Here is an 18,880-nt window from a genome sequence, read left to right on the forward strand (position 1 = left end):
CGGGAGAATGCTTTAGCGATACGTGCGCGAAGGCGGTCGCGGCTTTCCTTCGAAACGCAATCCCAGCATCTGTCCCTTGGACCAGACCACCTTGCTCTGGATCTCGTGCTTCTCCGTATCGAAGTAGAGACGCACGCCGTCGGCGAGAAGACTGTGCTTCACGGGGTCGCCGATGATCTCGACGCGCGCACCCTTCACCGACAGGTCCTTGATCATGCAGGCGCGGGGCGAAATCAGCTTCTCGGTCCAGAGATATCCGCTGCGCATGCGCTGGGGAACGCGCACGACGGTGCGAAGGTCTTCGGGCTTCTGGGCGGCGGCGGCCCGGCGTCGGGCAGTGTCTTTACCGCCGAATAGTACGCTCGTGATGGTCTCCAGGAGCGGCATGGCCAATCAAACCGTTCAAAATGTTGATGGCGCAGTCCCGATGCTTCGCACGAACTGCGCGCTCGAAATAACATCAGTGGACACACGATAGAGGTCCAAGGTTGAAGAAAGGTGAACTCACCTGTGAATGAGCGGCCTTAGATCTTCTGCGCGAGCCAGTCGGCGAGAGGCGCAGGAAGAAAACGCCGCCCCGCGGCGGCCGCGTAAGTCGGCACCGTCACCATGTAGCGCCGCTTCGGAGACTTGCTCTCGACGGCATGCACGAGCTTCCAGGCAACGGCCTCGGGTTCCAGCTTGAACGTCGATTTCCCACCCTGCTCCATTGCGCTGAGGCGTGCCTGGTAGACGTCCCGATGGGCTGAGCTTTCGATGTCGATCGTCGCACGGAAATTGGCGAGCGCCGTTTCCACGAAACGCGTGCGGATCGGTCCGGGCTCGATGATGGAGACATGAATGCCCGTACCCTTGAGCTCCAGCCGGAGCGCGTCGCTGAGCGCTTCCAGCGCGTACTTCGAAGCACAGTAGGCGCCGCGATAGGGAACGGAAACGAAGCCGAGCACGGAGGAGCACTGCACGATGCGTCCGCCCCCCGCCGCCCGCATGGAGGGGATCAGCCGCCGGGTGAGATCGTGCGTGCCGATCACGTTGACCTCGAGCTGACGGCGCAGGAGATCGGTCGAAAGATCCTCCACTGCGCCAACCTGTCCGTAAGCGCCGTTGTTGAACAGGGCGGTGAGCTGTCCGTCCGTCATCCGGAGCGCTTGCTCCGCACACCATGCGATGGAGTTCGGATCGGCGAGATCGAGATAGAGCACTTCCACGCCGACATCGCGCGAGAGCATGTCGGCGTCCTGCTGCGTGCGCGCGGTCGCGAGGACGCGCCATCCGTGCCCTCTGAGGAGCCGGGCCGAGGCCAGTCCGATGCCGGACGAAGCTCCCGTGATCAAAATGGATTTTTGTGTCATCCGCCGAGGAATAACGGTGCGGCGGCCGGAAGGGAAGGTGCGAGCCCTTACTGCGGCGGATCGCCCGCAACGAAATAGAGCGTATTCAGAAGAATGATCACGCCTGGCTTGAATACGAGATCCGCCTTCTGGCCCTGGCACGCGATCTGATGAGCGGCCTTTGAATCGAACGAGAGGAAGATGCCGTTCACGCGAAAGCTCTCCGGCGGAGCATCGAAGGTGCAGCCCTTGTCGGTGAAGAGCTTCTTCACGAAGGCCTGGAGCGCCTCTCCGGGCGTGCCGTCTCCCGGCTTGGCGATGGCCTCGATGGCGGGGCGCGCCGCATCCTTGCAGGAGACATAGCGCTCCGCCTCGAACGTGCAGGACGAGAACCACACACGCCCCGAACCGGGTGCGAAGTCGCTGGCGGGCGGCACCTCCGCCGGAATGTCCTGGGCGTGAGCGGAACCGGCGAGCAGAAGCGCGGCCGCAAGCGAGCGGAGGAGCAGGGGCATCAGAATTTATCCTGGTGTTCCGGGAAGGACTGGAGCTGATGCTGCGAGTGTAACTGTCCGGTTCGGCTGGAAAAAATCAACTATTCGGGAGTTGGCCTTAGCCCGCTGCGGAGAGCCGGTCGCCACCAGGAAAAAGGGGCAGATGCTCGCATCTGCCCCTCCACATGATCGTCTGAGCCAAAAGGAAGGATCAGCCCTTGTCCTCGAGCAGGCGGCGCGCGATGACCTGCGCCTGGATTTCGGCTGCGCCCTCGAAGATGTTGAGGATGCGCGCATCGCACAGCACGCGCGACACGGGATATTCCAGCGCGAAGCCGTTACCGCCGTGGATCTGCAGCGCGTTGTCGGCGTTGGCCCAGGCGACACGGGCGCCGAGCAGCTTCGCCATTCCGGCCTCGAGATCGCAGCGATGGCCCTCATCCTTCTCGCGTGCGGCGAAATAGGAGAGCTGGCGTGCGATCATGGTCTCGACGGCCATCATCACCACCTTGTTGGCGACGCGCGGGAACGAGTAGATCGGCTTGCCGAACTGGACGCGCTCGAGCGCATACTTGAGCGCGAGGTCCATGGCGCACTGCGCCACGCCCACCGCACGCGCGGCCGTCTGGATGCGCGCGCCTTCGAACGTGTTCATGAGCTGCTTGAAGCCCTGCCCCTCGACGCCGCCGAGCAGGTTCTCCGCCGGCACCTCGAAGCCATCGAAGGAGATGTCGTACTCCTTCATGCCGCGATAGCCGAGCACCTCGATCTCGCCGCCCGTCATGCCGTTGGCCGGGAACGGGTTCTCGTCCGTGCCGCGCGGCTTCTCGGCGATGAACATGGAAAGGCCCTTGTAGCCCTTCTCGTCCGGATTGGTGCGCGTCAGCACGGTCATGATATCCGCGCGAACCGGATGCGTGATCCAGGTCTTTTGCCCGGTGATCTTGTAGACGTCGCCCGACTTCACGGCGCGCGTCTTGAGCGAGGCGAGGTCAGAGCCCGTGTTGGGCTCCGTGAACACGGCCGTCGGCAGGATCTCGCCGGTGGCGATCTTCGGCAGGTACTTCTGCTTCTGCTCGGGCGTGCCGTTGTGCAGGATCAACTCGCCCGCGATCTCGGCGCGCGTGCCGAGCGAGCCGACGCCGATGTAGCCGCGCGACAGCTCTTCCGAGACGACGCACATGGCGAGCTTGCCGAGCCCGAGGCCGCCGAATTCCTCCGGCAGCGTGAGACCGAAGACGCCGAGCTCAGCCACCTTGCCGATGATTTCGATCGGGATGTAGGCGTTCGCCAGATGCCACTCGTGCGCATGCGGCACCACTTCCGCTTCCGAGAACGAGCGCATCTGCTCGTGGATCGCGGACATGGTCTCGTCGAGGCCGGAGTTGCCGAAGGTCGTCGCACCCTGCGCGTGCTTGATAAACTCCGCGAGCTTGGCCTTGACGGTCTCCGTGCTGCCCGCCGCGACCACGTCTGCCACGGCATCCTCGTACTTGCGGATGTCGGCCTTCGAGACGCCGAGCGCTTCGGGGCGGATGATCTCGAGCTGGCTCATGGGGATGCCGCCGGCGATCTGTGCGCCGTACTCGGCGAAGGCCGCGAGGAGCAGAAGCTGCTCGAACTCGCCGAAGTTGCCTTCTTCCTTGAGGCGCGCCGCCCACAGGTTCATTTGCCGCAGAGCTTCGACCGTGGTGGCGAGCCAGGCGAGGCCGTGCGCGGCGTGCTGGGCTTCGTCCACGCCGCCGACCTCTTTGATCCTGGCGCGCACGCCTGCCTTGGCGAGGTCCAGCACCCGATCGGCGGCCTTCACGGCCTCGGCGGTCTTCTCGATCAGGCGCTGCGGTCCGGCAGCCAGAAGGTCGCTTCCGGACTTGAGATCAACGGTCGACATGAATTTGAATCCTCCCACCGGCTTTGGGGCGCAATTCGTCCCCCGGGCCCGTCGCGGACCCGTCATTTCAGGACGTCATCTGCAAATTTCCGAGCCTTGCCGTCAAGACAAACTCGTGCCCCAGCGACAGGAACGCACGGGGCCTGACGGGCATTACGCCACGATCCGTTGCGATCGTTAACGAGGCAGGGCATTTCATGTCGAGAGTTGCCCCGGGGACATGGACCTCGGAGGACCCTTTGGACTAGGGTCCCGGCTCGACATTAGACCAAACACCCGCCAGACTGCCTGCCGATGAAGCGTTACCGCACGTTGTTGTCTGCCCTCTACCGGCTCTACGAGCATTCGGGCTTCGCCATGGCCGGTGCTGTGGCGTTTGCCTTCGTGGTATCGCTGTTCCCCTTCTGCATCTTCCTGGGCGGGCTTGCGGGCCTGTTCGGCGGCCGGGAGCTTGCGGCGGAGGCTGTCTCGCAGCTCTTCCACAACCTGCCGCAGGCGGTGGCCGAGGCTCTGGCACCTCAGGTCGATGCCATCATGGGCCAGACCCGCATAGATCTCCTGACATTCGGCGGATTTCTCGCGCTGTTCTTCGCGACGAGCGCGGTCGAGACGCTGCGCGCGGCCCTCAACGGAGCCTATCGCGTGCATGAGACGCGGCCCTATCCGGTCTGTCTGGCGCTCAGCATGCTTCTCGTCCTGATCAGCGGCGCCTCGATGCTGGTATTGACCTGGGCCGTGGTGGTCGGCCCCGCGCTCGCCGCGCAATTCGGGCCCTCGTGGGTGGAGCCGTCGCTGATCCGGTCGATCCTCGATTCCACGTGGCTGGCGCCCGCCGTGCGATACATGCTGGGCGCGGCCGTCATCGGCGCGCAGCTCCTGGCGTTCCATCTCTGGCTCGCCGCTGGCAAGCGCCGCCTCGCGGACGTGTGGCCCGGCGTCACCTTTTCCGTCGTGGTCTGGCTCGCCATCGCGGGCTTCTATTCGTACTATCTTTCGATCAGCAACTATGCGCGCTTCTATGCCGGCCTTTCCCAGCTGATGGTCGCCATGATCTTTTTCCAGGTCACAGCCGTGATCATCCTGCTCGGCGCCGAGGTCAACCGGGGCATCATGGAACTGAAGAAGCTGACCAACGGCAAGCACGAGAGCGAGCCGCGTCGAAACGCGGCCTGACCGGGCGCACATCCCGAAGGCGTGAATTTCACTTCGCCGGATTCGAAAATAGAATCTCCCCTCAGCCCGGAGCGGTTCGAGCCCGCGAGGGCACAAAGGGAGAGTTTATGGAACATCGAAAGCAGAATGCCCGTCCGGGTCTGGCGGGACGCCGAGGCATCGCGCTCGCCTCGCTTGCGGCAATGGTTGGCGTCTCGTCCTCGGCGGGCGCAGGTGACGACAGCGCGATTCCCAATCTTGTCGGGACCTGGGTCGGCGAGAACCGCACTATCTCCGACAAGAAGGGTTACAAGACCTGGAGCGAGAAGAAGGTTGTGATCACCGAGCAGCAGGATCGCCGCTTCCGCGGCAACTTCACGTATGCGGACGGCACCAAGAACTTCTTCGGCGTGATCTATCCGGACAACCTGTCCTTCACCTGGGTCGCGCCGAACGCCAAGGGCTACAACCACGGCCGGATCCTGGGACCGGATCGCATCGGCGCCTGCTACGTGGAGGCTGGCGAGGAAGCGACGGCCGGATGCGCCGAGCTTGTCCGGCAGAAGTAGAAGCCTGTTGCACCGGTCCTGCTGCTCGCAGCGTCCAACGTCTTCATGACGCTCGCTTGGTACGGCCACCTGAAGTTTACCGACAAACCGCTTTGGATTGTCATTCTCGCGAGCTGGTCCATCGCGCTCGCCGAATATTGCTTCGCGGTCCCGGCCAATCGGCTGGGCCTCGCGGTCTACACCCTCGCCATGCCCGAGACGCGCGACGGCCACTCGTCGCCCCCACTGGGTCCGACTGCGGCCTAAAAGAAAAGGCGCGGCAAACCTGCCGCGCCCCGATCTTTCTCGCGCTGCTTTTGGCGAGCTAGCCGTGACGAGCCTGGCTGGCCTCGATCACGTCCTCGAACGTGCGCAGGCCCGTGGTGGGCGCCTGAACCAGCACCGCCATGTTGCCGGGCTTGTGCTCGTTGCGCATCATGCGCATGTGGGCCTTGGGAATCTGCGCCCACGAGAACACTTCCGACATGCACGGATCGATGCGCCGCTCGACCACCAGCTTATTGGCCTGCGAGGCCTGCTGGAGGTTAGCGAAGTGAGAGCCCTGCACGCGCTTCTGATGCATCCAGAGATAGCGGGCATCCATCGTGAGATTGTAGCCGGTGGTGCCGGCGCAGATCACGACCATGCCGCCGCGCTTCACGACCTGCACGGAGACCGGGATCGTCGTCTCACCCGGGTGCTCGAACACGCAGTCGACGTTCACGCCCTTGCCGGTGATGTCCCAGATCGCCTTGCCGAAGCTGCGCATCTCCTTCAGCCATTCGTGATACTCGGGCGAGTTCACCTTCGGCAGCTGGCCCCAGCACTTGAAGTTCTTGCGGTTGATGACGCCCTTGGCGCCGAGCTGCATGACGAAGTCACGCTTGTCGTCATCCGAGACGACGCCGATCGCGTTGGCGCCCGACGTCGCGCAGAGCTGCACGGCGAACGCGCCGAGACCGCCGGCCGCGCCCCAGACGAGAACGTTGTGGCCCGGACGCAGCACGTGCGGGCGATGGCCGAACAGCATGCGGTAAGCCGTGGCGAGCGTCAGCGTGTAGCAGGCCGCTTCTTCCCACGTGAGATGCTTCGGGCGCTCGAGCAGCTGGCGGTCCTGCACGCGGCAGAACTGCGCGAAGCTGCCGTCCGGCGTCTCGTAGCCCCAGATGCGCTGGGAGGGCGAGAACATCGGGTCGCCGCCGTTGCACTCCTCGTCGTCGCCATCATCCTGGTTGCAGTGGATGACGACTTCATCGCCGACCTTCCAGCGTTTCACCTTGGAGCCGACGGCCCAAACGATGCCGGACGCGTCCGACCCGGCGACGTGGAAGGGCTGCTTATGGACGTCGAACATAGAGATCGGCGTGCCGAGCGAGGCCCAGACGCCGTTGTAGTTGACGCCGGCCGCCATCACGAGAACGAGCACGTCGTGGCTGTCGAGCTCCCAGGTGGGCACGACCTCGACCTGCATCGCCTTGTCAGGCTCACCCTGGCGATCCTTGCGGATGGCCCACGCATACATGTTCTTCGGCACGTGGCCGAGCGGGGGGATCTCACCGATCTCGTAGAGGTCTTTCTTGGCAGCAACTATTGCAGGCGCAGCCGGAGTGACCGTGGTGCTGCCTTTTGTTGCGGCGCTTTGGCTCGACATGCTCTCGTCTCTCCCTGACGCGAAGAAGGGTCCCGCGGTCCATGATTGTGCTGGATCCCGTTGACCGGATGTCCCAGAAACCATGGCCCTAACCGGTCAGTGGAGGCGGCTTTTTGAAGCGCCTCCGTACCGTCGGCCTCGTTTCAAGCACTTTTTGGCGCCGCAATAAAGAGTTTGTCGCGGCGACATTGGAGACGATCCTCAATTGAAACCCCGGCCGTGGCGGGACCCGGAAACGGGAGGGCCACACCGCGAAGCCCCGGCAACTCATACGAAGAGTTAATGAACGCGCGCTATCAATGGCGGGTTTCAGGGTTCGAGCTGCATTTTACGGGAGCTTCCATGGGGCACGAGGCTGTTTTCAAGGTTCTGGACGACATCGCCATGGCCGACAGCATGAGCTACTGGATCGTCGCCGCCTTGACCCTGTTGGTCTTTATGGTGATGCGCGCGATGCTCCCGGTGAAGGGGTTGGCGGCCGTGTTTGCCCCCGCCATCTTCTGGGGCGGCCTCACCGGAATCTATGCCTTGAACCACCTTGGCTTTTCCGTCAGCACCGAAAAAAGCGCAAACATCGTCGTGCAGGCTGGGCTGGGCATGATCGTGGCCCTCCTCGTGATGCTGGCGCTGACCCGTCTGGTGGAGGCCGCGACCCGCATCCGCACGCCTCTGACCAACGATCCCAAGCGCCTGCGCGCCTGACGCTATCCCCGTGACGAATTAGACTTTTGCCTTGCGCGTGCCGGCCGGTACGCTATGGGAAATCGTGAATGCGCGCGAGGGGTTTGAGAATGTCGGAAAAATCGGGTGGGGGTTCGGCTGGCAAGGGTCCGGTTCGGGATAAGCCCTGGCTTTTCCGGACCTATGCGGGCCACTCAACGGCTGCCAAGTCGAACGAGCTTTACCGGAAAAACCTGGCCAAAGGGCAGACCGGCCTTTCGATCGCTTTCGACCTGCCAACCCAGACCGGTTACGATTCGGACCACGAGCTTGCCAGGGGCGAGGTCGGCAAGGTCGGCGTGCCGGTTTCGCACCTGGGCGATATGCGCCGCCTGCTCGAGGGCATTCCGCTCGACCAGATGAACACCTCGATGACGATCAACGCCACCGCGGCGTGGCTGTTGTCGCTCTACATCGCCACGGCCGACGAGACCGGCGCGCCGCGCGTCAAGCTCACCGGCACGATTCAGAACGACATCATCAAGGAGTATCTCTCGCGCGGAACCTACGTGTTCCCGCCCGAGCCCTCGCTCCGCCTGATCAAGGATACGATCGTCTTCTCCTACCGCGAGGTTCCCAAGTGGAACCCCACGAACGTCTGCTCCTACCATCTGCAGGAAGCCGGCGCGACGCCGGTGCAGGAGCTCTCCTACGCGCTCGCCACCGCCATCGCCGTGCTCGATACGGTGAAGGCCTCCGGCGAGGTTCCGGATGAGGAATTCGGCACCGTCGTCGGCCGCGTTTCCTTCTTCGTGAACGCCGGAATGCGCTTCATCACCGAGATCTGCAAGATGCGGGCGTTCGGTGAGCTGTGGGATGAGATCACGCGTGAGCGCTACGGCGTCACCGACGCCAAGAACCGCATGTTCCGCTACGGCGTGCAGGTCAACAGCCTCGGCCTCACCGAGCCGCAACCCGAGAACAACGTCTACCGCATCCTGCTCGAGATGATGGCGGTGACGCTTTCGAAGAAGGCCCGCGCCCGCGCCGTGCAGCTTCCCGCCTGGAACGAGGCGCTGGGTCTGCCGCGTCCCTGGGATCAGCAGTGGTCGCTGCGCATGCAGCAGATCGTCGCTTACGAGACCGACCTTCTCGAGTACGGCGACATCTTCGACGGCTCGGCGGAGATCACCCGCAAGGTGGAGGAGCTGAAGGAGCAGGCCAAGGCCGAGCTCGCCACCATCGAGCGCATGGGCGGCGCGATCGCGGCCATCGACTACATGAAGCGGCGCCTCGTCGAGAGCAACTCCTCGCGCGTGCGCCAGATCGAGACCGGCGAGCAGATCGTCGTCGGCGTGAACAAGTGGACCGAGACAGAGCCGTCGCCGCTCACAGCCGGTGAAGGCGCGATCATGGTGGTGGATCCCGCGGTCGAGGCAGAGCAGGTCGGCCGCCTGAAGGCCTGGCGCGAAGGGCGCGACGCGAAGGCCGTCAACAAGGCCCTGTCCGATCTCGAATCGGCGGCGAAAGAAGGCCGCAACATCATGGAAAGCTCGATCGCCTGCGCCAAGGCCGGCGTGACGACGGGCGAATGGGGCACCACGCTGCGCCGCGTGTTCGGCGAATACCGCGCGCCGACCGGCGTGGCCCAGGCGGCGCCCGAGCGTGCGAGCACGGAGCTGGACGGCGTCCGTGCTTCCGTGGAAGCCGTGTCGAACAAGCTTGGCCGGCGCATCAAGTTCCTGGTGGGCAAGCCGGGCCTCGACGGCCACTCCAACGGCGCCGAGCAGATCGCCGTGCGCGCCCGCGACGTCGGCATGGAGGTTGTCTACGAAGGCATCCGCCTGACGCCCGCCCAGATCGTGCGCGCCGCCGTGGACGAGAGCGCCCACGTGGTCGGCCTGTCGATCCTTTCCGGATCGCACGTGCCGCTGGTGTCAGAGCTGATGGATCGCATGCGCAAGGAAGGGCTTGCGGACATTCCCGTCGTCGTGGGCGGCATCATTCCGCCCGAGGATGAGGTCAAGCTCAAGAGCTTCGGCGTGGCCGCAGTCTACACGCCGAAGGATTTCCAGTTGAACGACATCATGGCCGACATCGTGCGCCTGGTCGAAGGGCACGAGAAGGCGGCTTGAGCAGTCAAGTGCGGCGAAGCCTCGTGTCGGCCCGCCGGATCCTCGAGGGATGAGCACATGCGCGACGAAACCAGACGCAGGCTGGACCAGAAGCTCTTCTACGACCGTCTGAAGTGGATTGGCGCGGGCGTGGCCGCGGCCGGTTGCGTCGCTGGCGGGTTCTGGCTGACCGGCCTCGATGCCAACGTCGAGACGCGCCGCGTTGCGGGCGTCGTCGAGAATGTCGGCCCGCTTGTCGGCGCCAAGAGCATCGCCATCGAGGAAGGCCTCGCCGTCGACGTGAAGCTGGCGGACGGCCGCGTGGCCCACGTCATGGCACTCAAGAAGACCGATCCGCACGTGGGCGACCACGTAGAGGTCGCCGAGCACATCCACGGCACCGGCCGCACCACCTTCTCCTGGAAGTAAAGGCTCCCGGAGCCCCTCAGAATCGCCAGAGCAACGTACCCCGGACACCGTGATCCTCGGTGTCTCCGGCAAGCTGGCCCGTGTAGGAAATTCCCAGCGTCGCATCGGCGCTGAGGCCAAGGTCGAGCCCCGCTTCGATCAGCGCCGCATCCTCGGCGAGCGGCACGCCGCTGACGCCGAACCCTGCGCCCGAAGAGACGAACGACAACGCGAGCCCCGGCGCGACCCTGTCGAAGGCATGCTGCCACGCCACCGAGACGCGCGGCATCACCTCGAGGCCGCCCGCATCGAAGCGCGTCGCCGCGCGGAAGCCGAGGGTCGAGAAGGTCACGCTCTCCGTATTGCCGGAAGAGCGAAGCGCGGCGGATGAGCCGGTCTCGACGAAGCCGTCCGTGTCCGTGTGAACGTAAGCGAGCCCGGCAAACGGCTCGATCGCCAGGCGCCCGGAGCTGAACGGCAGGGCGGCCTCGGCGAAGATCTGCCCCGTGTCGCCGTCGTAATTCGCGTCCGCTCGCTCGGTGAAGCCGGGGAACACGATGGCGCGGCTCGTATCGATCTCGTGCCACGACCAGGCGAGGCCGGACCGGAGGGCCAGCGCCCCCACCGGGCCGCCCGCATAGGCGGCAAGGTGATAGGTATCGACCTCGGCCGTGGAGCGGCGTGCGTTGATCGAGGAGTTGGCGTGTGCGTAGCCCGTGGCGAGACCGGCCCGCCAGGATGCTCCGATGGCGGCATCCATGCCTGAGACGAAGCCGCCGAGCGCGCGCTCGGCCGCAGCCGCGTTGCCGTCGCTGTCGTAGTCGCCCCAGGAGCCGTAGCCGTGTGTCCAGAAGGTGAGCCCCCGGTTGATCGCAGGCGCGGGCTCCGCGCTGCCACGGCCTGCGCCGAGGGCCATGCGCCCGGGAGGCGCGAGATCGGCGACGATAGCCGGGCCGCTGCCGCCGAGCATGGGGGAGCCGCCGCTATGGAACGCCTGTGCAAGACGCCCGAGCAGCGCGTCGCGCACGTGGCGGCTGTCCTCGACGAGAAGCCCGCCGAGCGTCGCGTGCACCTCGCCCGAAAGTGCATCGAAGGCCGCGCGTGCGCCATCGCGCGTCTGCCCCACCACGCTCTGATAGGTCGGATCGCTGCTCGCGAGACCGTCGATCGCGCCTGCGACGTTGCGCTGGTTCGGGGTGAGCGCGACGTCGGCGAAGGCGGTCGCATTCCGGCTGAGCGTCAGCTCCAGTTGGCTGCCGCCACCCGCGAACGACACGGTGGGATCGAGAAAGGCGAACGGACTGACGAACGTCGCGAACGAGCCGGAGATCGGCCCGCCCGCGCTGTCGATGATGAGATAGCTCATGCCCGGAACGTAGCGTCCGGGCTCTGTGATCACGCGCAGCACCGCGCCCGTGAGGTCGACCGTTCCTGTCGCGACCACGCGGTCGCTTTGGCCCGCCGCGTTGATCTCCACTTCGAGCACCGCGCCCGCCGAGAGGATGTAGTCGCCGACGGTCTGCGTTCCGATGGAGTTGCCCGGCGCGTGGACGCCGCCCGCGAGCACAGTGGTGTCTCCGAGTGTGCCCGTGCCGGAGAGCGTCGCTCCGCTCTGAACCGTCACGTCGGACTGAGCGATCGAGCCGTTCACCACCAGCTTGCCCGCTTCGACGAGGGTATCGCCGGTGTAGGTGTGCGTTCCCGTCAGCACGGTCGTGCCGGTGCCCATCTGCACCACCGAGCCGGCATCGAAAACATCGTCCTCGATCGACCCCGTGAACACGTAGATATCGGAGCGGTTGAAGGCCAGCACGCCGCCGTTGGTCACGTTGCCGATGATGGAGCCTGATGCCCCGCCGTTGCCGAGCTGCAAGGTCGCGCACACGCAGACGAGCGTGCCGCCCGTGTAGGTGTTGTTGCCCGACAGGATCATCGTGCCGTTGGTGAAACCCGCATTCATGATCGCGACGCCGCTCGATCCGCTGATCGTGCCGGAGAACTCCGTGCTCGATCCGTCGTCGACGATCAGGCCGAGCTCGCCGCCGTGGGTGACGACGCTGCCGCTGCCCTTGAGGTTGTGAACGTAGGCGATGGGGCCGTTGAGATCGAGCGTTGCGCCCGCTTCCACGGTGGTGGAGGCCGCGCTCGCGAGGAGCATGACGAGGCCGATATCGCCGCCGAGCGTGCCGCCCGCGACCACCACGCGGCCATCCGGATGCGACGATCCGAAATCGGTATTGATGAGGATGGTGCCCGTTGCCGTGGACGATCCGAACACCGCCGTGCTGTCCGCATCGATGCCGATGAAGGTGCCGAGGAAGCTCGGCCCGAACTCCACGATCTGCCCCGGCGCGGCCGTGACCGTACCCGTCTTTCCGTCGAAGAAGCCGAGGTTGTTCTCGAGCGCCGCGCTGATGTTGAAATGCAGCGATCCGCCTTCGATGTTGATGTCGTCGGTGCCGAGCACCGAGGCATCGTTGATCACGACCGGCGTGGTCACGTCGATGGCCCATGCCGCTCCGCCGCTTCCCGCCAGCAGGCAGGCAGCGAGGCTCAAGGTGCCACGGAGCGGAGGAGCGATACCGCGAATGACGTGAGGTCTCCCTACGGGAATACGCGGCACAAGTCTTTGATCTATCTTGCGGGCGCAACCTGTCCCGATACAGATGATCCGATGTGACAGCGTAACGGATGCCGCTGCTCACCCGAAGCCCGGACCGTCCCTAGGGGCAAAGGGAGCGGTGAATAGTGCCGTTCTGTAGCGTCGCAGCCACATTTACGTCCGAGATTTCAACAGAGCGCCCCGCAAAGCAAGGCTTGCAACCCCGCCTGAGCCCAGGTAGAGGCTGAGGACGAAGCGATTGAAAAGCCTCACAGCCTCTGTGGCGGAATCGGTAGACGCGGCAGACTCAAAATCTGTTGTCAGCAATGACGTGCCCGTTCGAGTCGGGCCAGGGGCACCATTTTCCTGATCTCTGTCCGGACGAGTCACGCAGCGACATGACCATCCGTCCCGGCCCGCGCAATCTCATCACCGACGTCGACGGCATTGCTGTCGGCAATGCCCACTGCGCTTCGGTGCGTAGCGGCGTCACGGTCGTGCTTCCGGAGCGGCGCGCGGTTGCGGCCTGCGACGTGCGCGGAGGCGCGCCGGGCACCCGCGAAACCGACGCGCTCGACCCGACCTGCTTAGTCGAAGCGGTCGACGGCATCGTCCTTTCCGGCGGCTCGGTTTACGGCCTCGAGGCCGTGTCCGGGGCCGTCGCCTGGCTCGGGGCGAGAAAACGCGGCTTCGCCTTGGGAGAGACGCCGCACGTTTCGCCCGTTGTGCCCGGCGCTGTGCTGTTCGATCTTCCCAACGGCGGCGACAAGGCGTGGGGCGAGATGCCGCCTTACCGCGCCTGGGGTATCGAGGCGTGCGAGCGCGCGGACAGCCACTTCGAGCTTGGCAACGTTGGCGCCGGAATGGGCGCCATGGCAGGCAACATGAAGGGCGGCCTTGGCTCCGCGAGCGCGTATGACGGCGAGATCCAGATCGGTGCGCTCATCGCGGTCAACCCGTTCGGTTCGCCCGTGATCCCCGGCACCGGGCATTTCTGGGCCGCGCCCTACGAGCTCGAGAATGAGTTCGGCGGCCGGGGCTGGCCGAGCCCGATCCCGGCCGTGTCCGCCGAGGACCCGGTCCGCGGCAGCCGGTTCGACATCGCGCCGGCCGCGCCCGGCACCAACACCACCATAGGGCTTGTCGCGACCAACGCGATATTGACGAAATCGGAGGCGCGGCGCATCGCCATCATGGCGCAGGACGGCCTTGCGCGCGCCGTGCGGCCGATCCATTCGCACGTCGACGGCGATACGCTGTTCGTGCTGGCGAGCGGGCACGTGGCGCTGGCGGAGGACGCAAGCGCGCGCCTGATGCAGCTCCTGCGCCTGGGTGCCGTCGCCGCCGATTGCGTGGCGCGCGCCGTGGCTCGCGGTGTGTACGCGGCGGCTGATCTGGGCGAGGCGGCGTGCTATCGGTCGAGATACCCTGCGAGAGATTGAGACGTGAGCAAAAGCTCCAAGCCCAAACCAGAGAAGCGCGAGCGGACGCCGCGCAAGAGCGCCCCCCGCAGCCGCGCCAACCCCGCGCGGCGCGCCATATCGGACGAGGCCGTGTGGGCGCCGGAAGGCGCGGAAAAGCCCTTCTGGGAAATCAAGACCCTCAAGCAGATGACGGCGGAGGAGTGGGATTCGCTCTGCGACGGATGCGGGCAGTGCTGTCTCGTGAAAATCGAGGAGGAGGACACCGGCACCGTATATCTGACGCGGCTCGCCTGCGGTCTGCTCGACATCGGCTCGTGCCGCTGCAAGGATTACGAGAACCGCTTCGAGAAGATGCCGGATTGCCTGAAGATCGATTTGCGGCGCGTTCGCACGTTGTCTTGGTTACCCGAAAGCTGTGCCTATCGCCGCCTGGACGAGGGACGCGGTCTCGCCTGGTGGCACCCGCTTATTTCCGGCGATCCGGAAACAGTTCACGAGGCTGGCGTTTCCGTGCGCGGCTGGGTTCGCAGCGAGGAAGGCATCCCCGAGGATGAGATCGAGCGCTACATCATCGGCGAGGCAACCTGATTTTTTGGGAACCTGTTTCGTTCTGGCGCGTTCAATAACCAGACGGGCGCCATCACCCGGCGAACGTCAGGCGCCGAAAGGTGCTGCCCCGCTCTGGAGCTGAAAAACGCTTCACGGCGGGGTCTGCCTTTTGTGCGGACCGATCTTTTGTGCGGACCGATGTTGAAAGTGGATGCGCCCGTTGAGAGCGCACCTGCCGGCGATAAGAAGCGCTCCGTCGCTCTAGGCGCCGTCCTTCTCGATATTGAGGCACACCGAGTTGATGCAGTAGCGCTTGCCTGTGCCCGTCGGCCCGTCGTCGAACACGTGGCCGAGGTGCGAGCCGCACTTCGCGCAAGTCACCTCCGTCCGCACCATGCCATGCGAGGCATCCCGGTGATAAGCCACGGCGCCGGGAAGCGCCTGATCGAACGACGGCCAGCCGGTGCCGGAATCGAACTTCGTATCCGACGCGAAAAGCTGATTGCCGCAGGCCGCGCACGTGAACTTGCCGTGGTCGTGCGTGTTGAGATGCTCGCCGGTGAATGGCCGCTCCGTTCCGCCCTGGCGCAGCACGCGATACTGCTCGGGCGTGAGCTTCTGACGCCAGTACTCCTCGGTATCTGTCATGGGTTTCCTCGCTTCGTGTTCGGATATGGAGTGAATGTGGTTCTGCGGCCGCGATCCGCAAGCCGGAAGAGCAGCAGCATCGCGACGATCGCTGCATAGACGAGGGGCTCCGGCGGCCAGGCTTTCACCAGCATGATGAAATGCACCGCCGCCGCCAAGGCAGCGAGATAGACCCAGCGATGCAGCCGCTGCCACGCCGCGCCGCCGAGCCGCTTGATCATCGTCGCGTTCGACGTCGCCGCCAGCGGAATGAGGATCAGGAAGCTCAAGAGCCCGATCGTGATGTAAGGCCGCTTGAGGATGTCTTTCAAGATGAGGTGGAGGTCGAAGCCTTGATCGAGCGCGACGTACACCGCGACGTGAAAGAGCGCGTAGAGAAACGCGAGCACGCCGAGCGTGCGCCGGTAGCGGATGAGATTGGGGCCTCCGAGACGGCGAAGTGGCGTGATGGCGAGCCCGGCAACCAGGAAGCGCAGCGCCCAGAGGCCGAGCGAGCGCTCGAGCACCTTGAGCGGGTCTGCGCCGAGCTGGTCGGAAACGGCGAGATAAAACGTCCAGGCCGCCGGCACGAGTCCGAGCCCGTAGAGCGCCCAGCTTCCAGGTCCGATCCACGACGGCCAAAGAGCCCGCGCGGCGTGCGGCCGCGGCCGGTCGCTAACCTTGGCGAGGGTCTCAGTAGTTGGCACGGAGATCCAATCCTGCGTAGAGGTGAGCGACCTGCTCGCCGTAGCCGTTGAACATCTGCGTGGGCCGCCGCTTCGCGAACAGTCCGCTTCCTTCGCCGATGCGCCGCTCTGTCGCCTGGCTCCAGCGGGGATGATCGACTTCCGGGTTCACGTTCGAATAGAAGCCGTACTCGTTGTCGGCTTGCGATTGCCACGTCGTCGGCGGCTGCTTTTCGACGAGCGAGATGCGCACGATCGACTTGATGCTCTTGAAGCCGTACTTCCACGGCACCACCAGCCGAAGCGGCGCCCCGTTCTGGTTCGGCAGCGTCTCGCCGTACATGCCGGTCGCGAGGATCGTAAGCGGATGCATGGCTTCGTCGAGCCGAAGCCCTTCGAGATAGGGCCACGGCAGCGGCTGGAAAATGCCGCGCTGTCCGGGCATCTCGTCAGGCCGAACCAGCGTCTCGAAGGCGACGTATTTCGCGCTGCCCTGCGGCTCCACGCGCTTCAGGAGATCCGCCAGAGGAAAGCCCACCCAGGGGATGACCATAGACCAGCCTTCGACGCACCGCAGGCGGTAGATGCGCTCCTCGAGCTTGGCATGGCCCAGGATGTCCTCGAGCGTGTAGGTGGCGGGCTTGCCGACGAGCCCGTCGATCTTGACGGACCAGGGCGCAGTGGTGAGCGTATGCGCCTTGGCGGCCGGATCGGCCTTGTCGGTGCCGAACTCGTAGAAGTTGTTGTAGCTCGTGGCGTCGGCCTTGCGCGTCGGCGTCTCGTCGGTCGAGAACGGGCTCTTGGTGAACGCCAGCATGGCAGCCCGGGCCTGTTGCGGGCGAAGCGCGGCCAGCGCCGACAACGCCAACCCGCCCTGCAAAAGCTCGCGCCGCTTCAGATAAATCGCGCGCGGCGTGATCTCAGAAGACGGAATGTCGGACGCCTTGCGGATAAGCACGGGGAAACCTCATTCAGGGTTTGGCGGACCAGTGTGCATTTTGTACGTTCCACCCCGCACCTTGGTTTCAAAGTATCACCGAGCCTAGAGCATTTTCCGGGGAAGTGGAGGCCGGTTCGTCGCAAGAAAATGCGGCCGGCCGAGAACCTGGAGCGCAGAAGGCCTTGGAGCCCGGCAGGGCGCGGTCGAACATGGGGGCGGCCCAGAGAAGCGGCCGTATGGGGGATGAAGCTCAGCAAGACGAACTATCTCGTCTACCGCGACTGCGCCCACAACGCCTGGGTGAAGGTTCACAAGCCCGAAGTCTACCACGCCGAGCCGCTGTCGGTGTTCGAGCAGGCGATCATCGAGATCGGCAATGATGTGGACGTGCGGGCCCGCGAGTTGTTCCCGGGCGGCGTTCTGATCCGCCGCGGCGACGCGGTGGGCACCGCGCAATTGGCGGATGCGCGCACGCCCATCCTGTACCAGCCCGTGTTCGAGACCGGTCGCTACACCACCGCCTGTGACATTCTCGTCTGGAACGACGCGCTCACCGCCTACGACCTTTACGAGGTGAAGGCGTCGACCAGTGGCGAGGATCGCAAGGCAAAGGACGACCTCTACGCCCACGACATCGCCTTCCAGGCGTTGGTGCTGCGCGAGAACGGCGTCCCGCTCGGCCGCCTCAATCTCGTGCGTCTCGACAGCTCTTACGTGTCGGACGGCACGCTCGATCTCGACCGCCTCTTCACGCGCGAGGACTTCACGGACCGGGTTGCGCCGCTTCTCGATGCGGTGGCCGTGGAGATGGACGCTGCCCATGATCTTCTGCAGCTCCCCGCGCTTCCCTCCGCGCCATGTGTCTGCATCTACAAGGGCCGCAGCAGCCAATGCACCACGTTCGGCTACATCAACCCGAACGTTCCGGCTTACAGCGTACATGATCTCACGCGCATCGGGCAGTCACCGAAGAAGCTGCGCGCGCTCGTCGATAGTGGCGTTCTGGCGATCGAGGACGTGCCCGACAGCGCGGAGCTGACGGACAATCAGCGCAACCAGGTGAATGCCGCGAAGCGCCGCCGCCCGTTCGTCGAGATTGCCCCGCTCGCGGCCTTTCTCGACGACATTCGCTATCCCGCAGCCTTCCTCGATTACGAGACCTATCCCTGCGCGCTCCCGCGATTTGCGGGCTACGGCCCCTTCAACCACGTCCCCTTCCAGTTCTCGCTGCACGTGGTCGAGAGGCCGGGCGGAGAGGCGATCCACCGCGAGTTCCTGTTCACGGAAACCACCTGCCCGGACGAGCCGTTCGTCGCCGCGCTCAAAGCCTCGCTGCCCGCCGAGGGATCCATCGTCGTGTGGAACAAGCCCTTCGAGAAGGGCATCAACGCCAAGCTCGCCGAGCGCCTGCCGGCCGAGGAGAGCTATCTCGCGGGTGTGAACGAGCGCGTCGTCGATCTCATGGATGTCTTCACCGCGCAGATGGTCGTGCACCCCGCATTTCGCGGCAAGACATCGATCAAATGGGTGCTGCCGGCCCTGGTGCCGAGCCTCTCCTACAAGACCCTCGCGATCCGAGAAGGCGCCACCGCGAGCGAGACGTGGAACGCCATCGTCACCGGCGAGCTGGAGCTGGATGAGGCGCGAGCGGCACGGGACAACCTGCTCGCCTATTGCGGCCTCGATTCCCTGGCGATGGTCGAGATCTGGCGCGCCTTGCTCGGCATCGCCGCAGCCCGCGAATATCGCGAGGCCGGCTGATCGGCAAATAAAAACGCGAGGCAATGATGCGGCCCCGCGTTT

At 65.1% G+C, this 18,880-nt stretch carries 17 protein-coding genes, 1 tRNA gene and 1 pseudogene; 10 read left to right on the forward strand and 9 right to left on the reverse strand.

What is annotated here, in order from left to right; translation table 11 throughout:
* Window positions 1-12: 12 nt before the first annotated feature.
* The 4 genes from F812_RS0104130 to F812_RS0104145 all read right to left on the reverse strand — a co-directional run bounded on the left by F812_RS0104130 (window position 13) and on the right by F812_RS0104145 (window position 3,716).
* On the reverse strand, window positions 13-387 hold the full coding sequence (locus tag F812_RS0104130; protein WP_020084694.1) for a PilZ domain-containing protein: 375 nt from the start codon (window positions 385-387) through the stop codon (window positions 13-15).
* A 137-nt stretch (window positions 388-524) separates the two neighbouring features.
* Window positions 525-1,334 (reverse strand): SDR family NAD(P)-dependent oxidoreductase, encoded by an 810-nt coding sequence (locus F812_RS0104135; protein WP_020084695.1) that lies wholly within the window; start codon window positions 1,332-1,334, stop codon window positions 525-527.
* 65 nt (window positions 1,335-1,399) lie between these two features.
* Window positions 1,400-1,846, reverse strand: coding sequence for a hypothetical protein (locus tag F812_RS0104140; RefSeq protein WP_020084696.1), 447 nt, complete (start codon window positions 1,844-1,846; stop codon window positions 1,400-1,402).
* Window positions 1,847-2,036: 190 nt separating this feature from the next.
* Window positions 2,037-3,716, reverse strand: a complete 1,680-nt coding sequence (locus tag F812_RS0104145) for an acyl-CoA dehydrogenase family protein (RefSeq protein ID WP_020084697.1) — start codon at window positions 3,714-3,716, stop codon at window positions 2,037-2,039.
* Window positions 3,717-4,010: 294 nt separating this feature from the next.
* Between F812_RS0104145 and F812_RS0104150 the strand changes: the two genes are divergently transcribed.
* The 3 genes and pseudogenes from F812_RS0104150 to F812_RS22510 form a co-directional block, all read left to right on the forward strand.
* Window positions 4,011-4,889 (forward strand): YihY/virulence factor BrkB family protein, encoded by an 879-nt coding sequence (locus F812_RS0104150; RefSeq protein WP_020084698.1) that lies wholly within the window; start codon window positions 4,011-4,013, stop codon window positions 4,887-4,889.
* Between the two features lie 107 nt (window positions 4,890-4,996).
* Window positions 4,997-5,437 carry a lipocalin-like domain-containing protein gene (locus F812_RS0104155; RefSeq protein ID WP_020084699.1) on the forward strand — a complete coding sequence of 147 codons (441 nt, stop codon included), beginning with the start codon at window positions 4,997-4,999 and terminating at the stop codon, window positions 5,435-5,437.
* An 18-nt stretch (window positions 5,438-5,455) separates the two neighbouring features.
* Window positions 5,456-5,638 (forward strand): annotated as a pseudogene (locus tag F812_RS22510) (DMT family protein); the annotation flags it as partial.
* A 103-nt stretch (window positions 5,639-5,741) separates the two neighbouring features.
* On the opposite strand, the gene ccrA reads toward F812_RS22510, so the two are convergent.
* On the reverse strand, window positions 5,742-7,067 hold the full coding sequence (ccrA, locus tag F812_RS0104165) for a crotonyl-CoA carboxylase/reductase (RefSeq protein ID WP_020084701.1): 1,326 nt from the start codon (window positions 7,065-7,067) through the stop codon (window positions 5,742-5,744).
* Between the two features lie 282 nt (window positions 7,068-7,349).
* Between ccrA and F812_RS0104170 the strand changes: the two genes are divergently transcribed.
* From F812_RS0104170 to F812_RS0104180, 3 genes are all read left to right on the forward strand, one after another.
* Complete coding sequence (locus F812_RS0104170) at window positions 7,350-7,769, forward strand: hypothetical protein (RefSeq protein WP_020084702.1); 420 nt, start codon at window positions 7,350-7,352, stop codon at window positions 7,767-7,769.
* An 89-nt stretch (window positions 7,770-7,858) separates the two neighbouring features.
* On the forward strand, window positions 7,859-9,862 hold the full coding sequence (locus tag F812_RS0104175) for a protein meaA (protein ID WP_020084703.1): 2,004 nt from the start codon (window positions 7,859-7,861) through the stop codon (window positions 9,860-9,862).
* 57 nt (window positions 9,863-9,919) lie between these two features.
* The gene (locus F812_RS0104180; protein ID WP_020084704.1) at window positions 9,920-10,270 is read left to right on the forward strand and encodes a hypothetical protein; all 351 of its coding nucleotides are present in this window, start codon (window positions 9,920-9,922) and stop codon (window positions 10,268-10,270) included.
* Window positions 10,271-10,286: 16 nt separating this feature from the next.
* On the opposite strand, the gene F812_RS22515 is transcribed toward F812_RS0104180, so the two are convergent.
* Entirely contained in the window at window positions 10,287-12,806 is a 2,520-nt protein-coding gene (locus tag F812_RS22515) for an autotransporter family protein (protein WP_020084705.1), read from the reverse strand.
* Window positions 12,807-13,125: 319 nt separating this feature from the next.
* Between F812_RS22515 and F812_RS0104190 the strand changes: the two genes are divergently transcribed.
* The 3 genes from F812_RS0104190 to F812_RS22520 all read left to right on the forward strand — a co-directional run bounded on the left by F812_RS0104190 (window position 13,126) and on the right by F812_RS22520 (window position 14,863).
* Window positions 13,126-13,212, forward strand: a tRNA-Leu gene (locus F812_RS0104190).
* 37 nt (window positions 13,213-13,249) lie between these two features.
* Complete coding sequence (locus F812_RS0104195; RefSeq protein ID WP_020084706.1) at window positions 13,250-14,293, forward strand: P1 family peptidase; 1,044 nt, start codon at window positions 13,250-13,252, stop codon at window positions 14,291-14,293.
* Window positions 14,294-14,296: 3 nt separating this feature from the next.
* Complete coding sequence (locus F812_RS22520; protein ID WP_020084707.1) at window positions 14,297-14,863, forward strand: YcgN family cysteine cluster protein; 567 nt, start codon at window positions 14,297-14,299, stop codon at window positions 14,861-14,863.
* 222 nt (window positions 14,864-15,085) lie between these two features.
* Here F812_RS22520 and msrB read toward each other — a convergent pair whose 3' ends face one another.
* The 3 genes from msrB to msrP all read right to left on the reverse strand — a co-directional run bounded on the left by msrB (window position 15,086) and on the right by msrP (window position 17,095).
* On the reverse strand, window positions 15,086-15,472 hold the full coding sequence (gene msrB / locus F812_RS0104205) for a peptide-methionine (R)-S-oxide reductase MsrB (RefSeq protein ID WP_020084708.1): 387 nt from the start codon (window positions 15,470-15,472) through the stop codon (window positions 15,086-15,088).
* Window positions 15,469-16,080, reverse strand: coding sequence for a protein-methionine-sulfoxide reductase heme-binding subunit MsrQ (gene msrQ, locus F812_RS0104210; RefSeq protein WP_083929118.1), 612 nt, complete (start codon window positions 16,078-16,080; stop codon window positions 15,469-15,471). Before msrQ ends, msrB begins: the two co-directional genes overlap by 4 nt.
* Before the next feature lie 64 nt (window positions 16,081-16,144).
* Window positions 16,145-17,095, reverse strand: coding sequence for a protein-methionine-sulfoxide reductase catalytic subunit MsrP (msrP, locus tag F812_RS0104215; protein WP_020084710.1), 951 nt, complete (start codon window positions 17,093-17,095; stop codon window positions 16,145-16,147).
* Between the two features lie 225 nt (window positions 17,096-17,320).
* Between msrP and F812_RS0104220 the strand changes: the two genes are divergently transcribed.
* Window positions 17,321-18,838: a DUF2779 domain-containing protein gene (locus F812_RS0104220; protein WP_020084711.1), complete on the forward strand. Its 1,518-nt coding sequence runs from the start codon at window positions 17,321-17,323 to the stop codon at window positions 18,836-18,838.
* The last annotated feature ends 42 nt before the right edge of the window (window positions 18,839-18,880 follow it).

The organism is Hyphomicrobium zavarzinii ATCC 27496 (genome assembly GCF_000383415.1).
Classification (GTDB): Bacteria; Pseudomonadota; Alphaproteobacteria; order Rhizobiales; family Hyphomicrobiaceae; genus Hyphomicrobium_C; species Hyphomicrobium_C zavarzinii.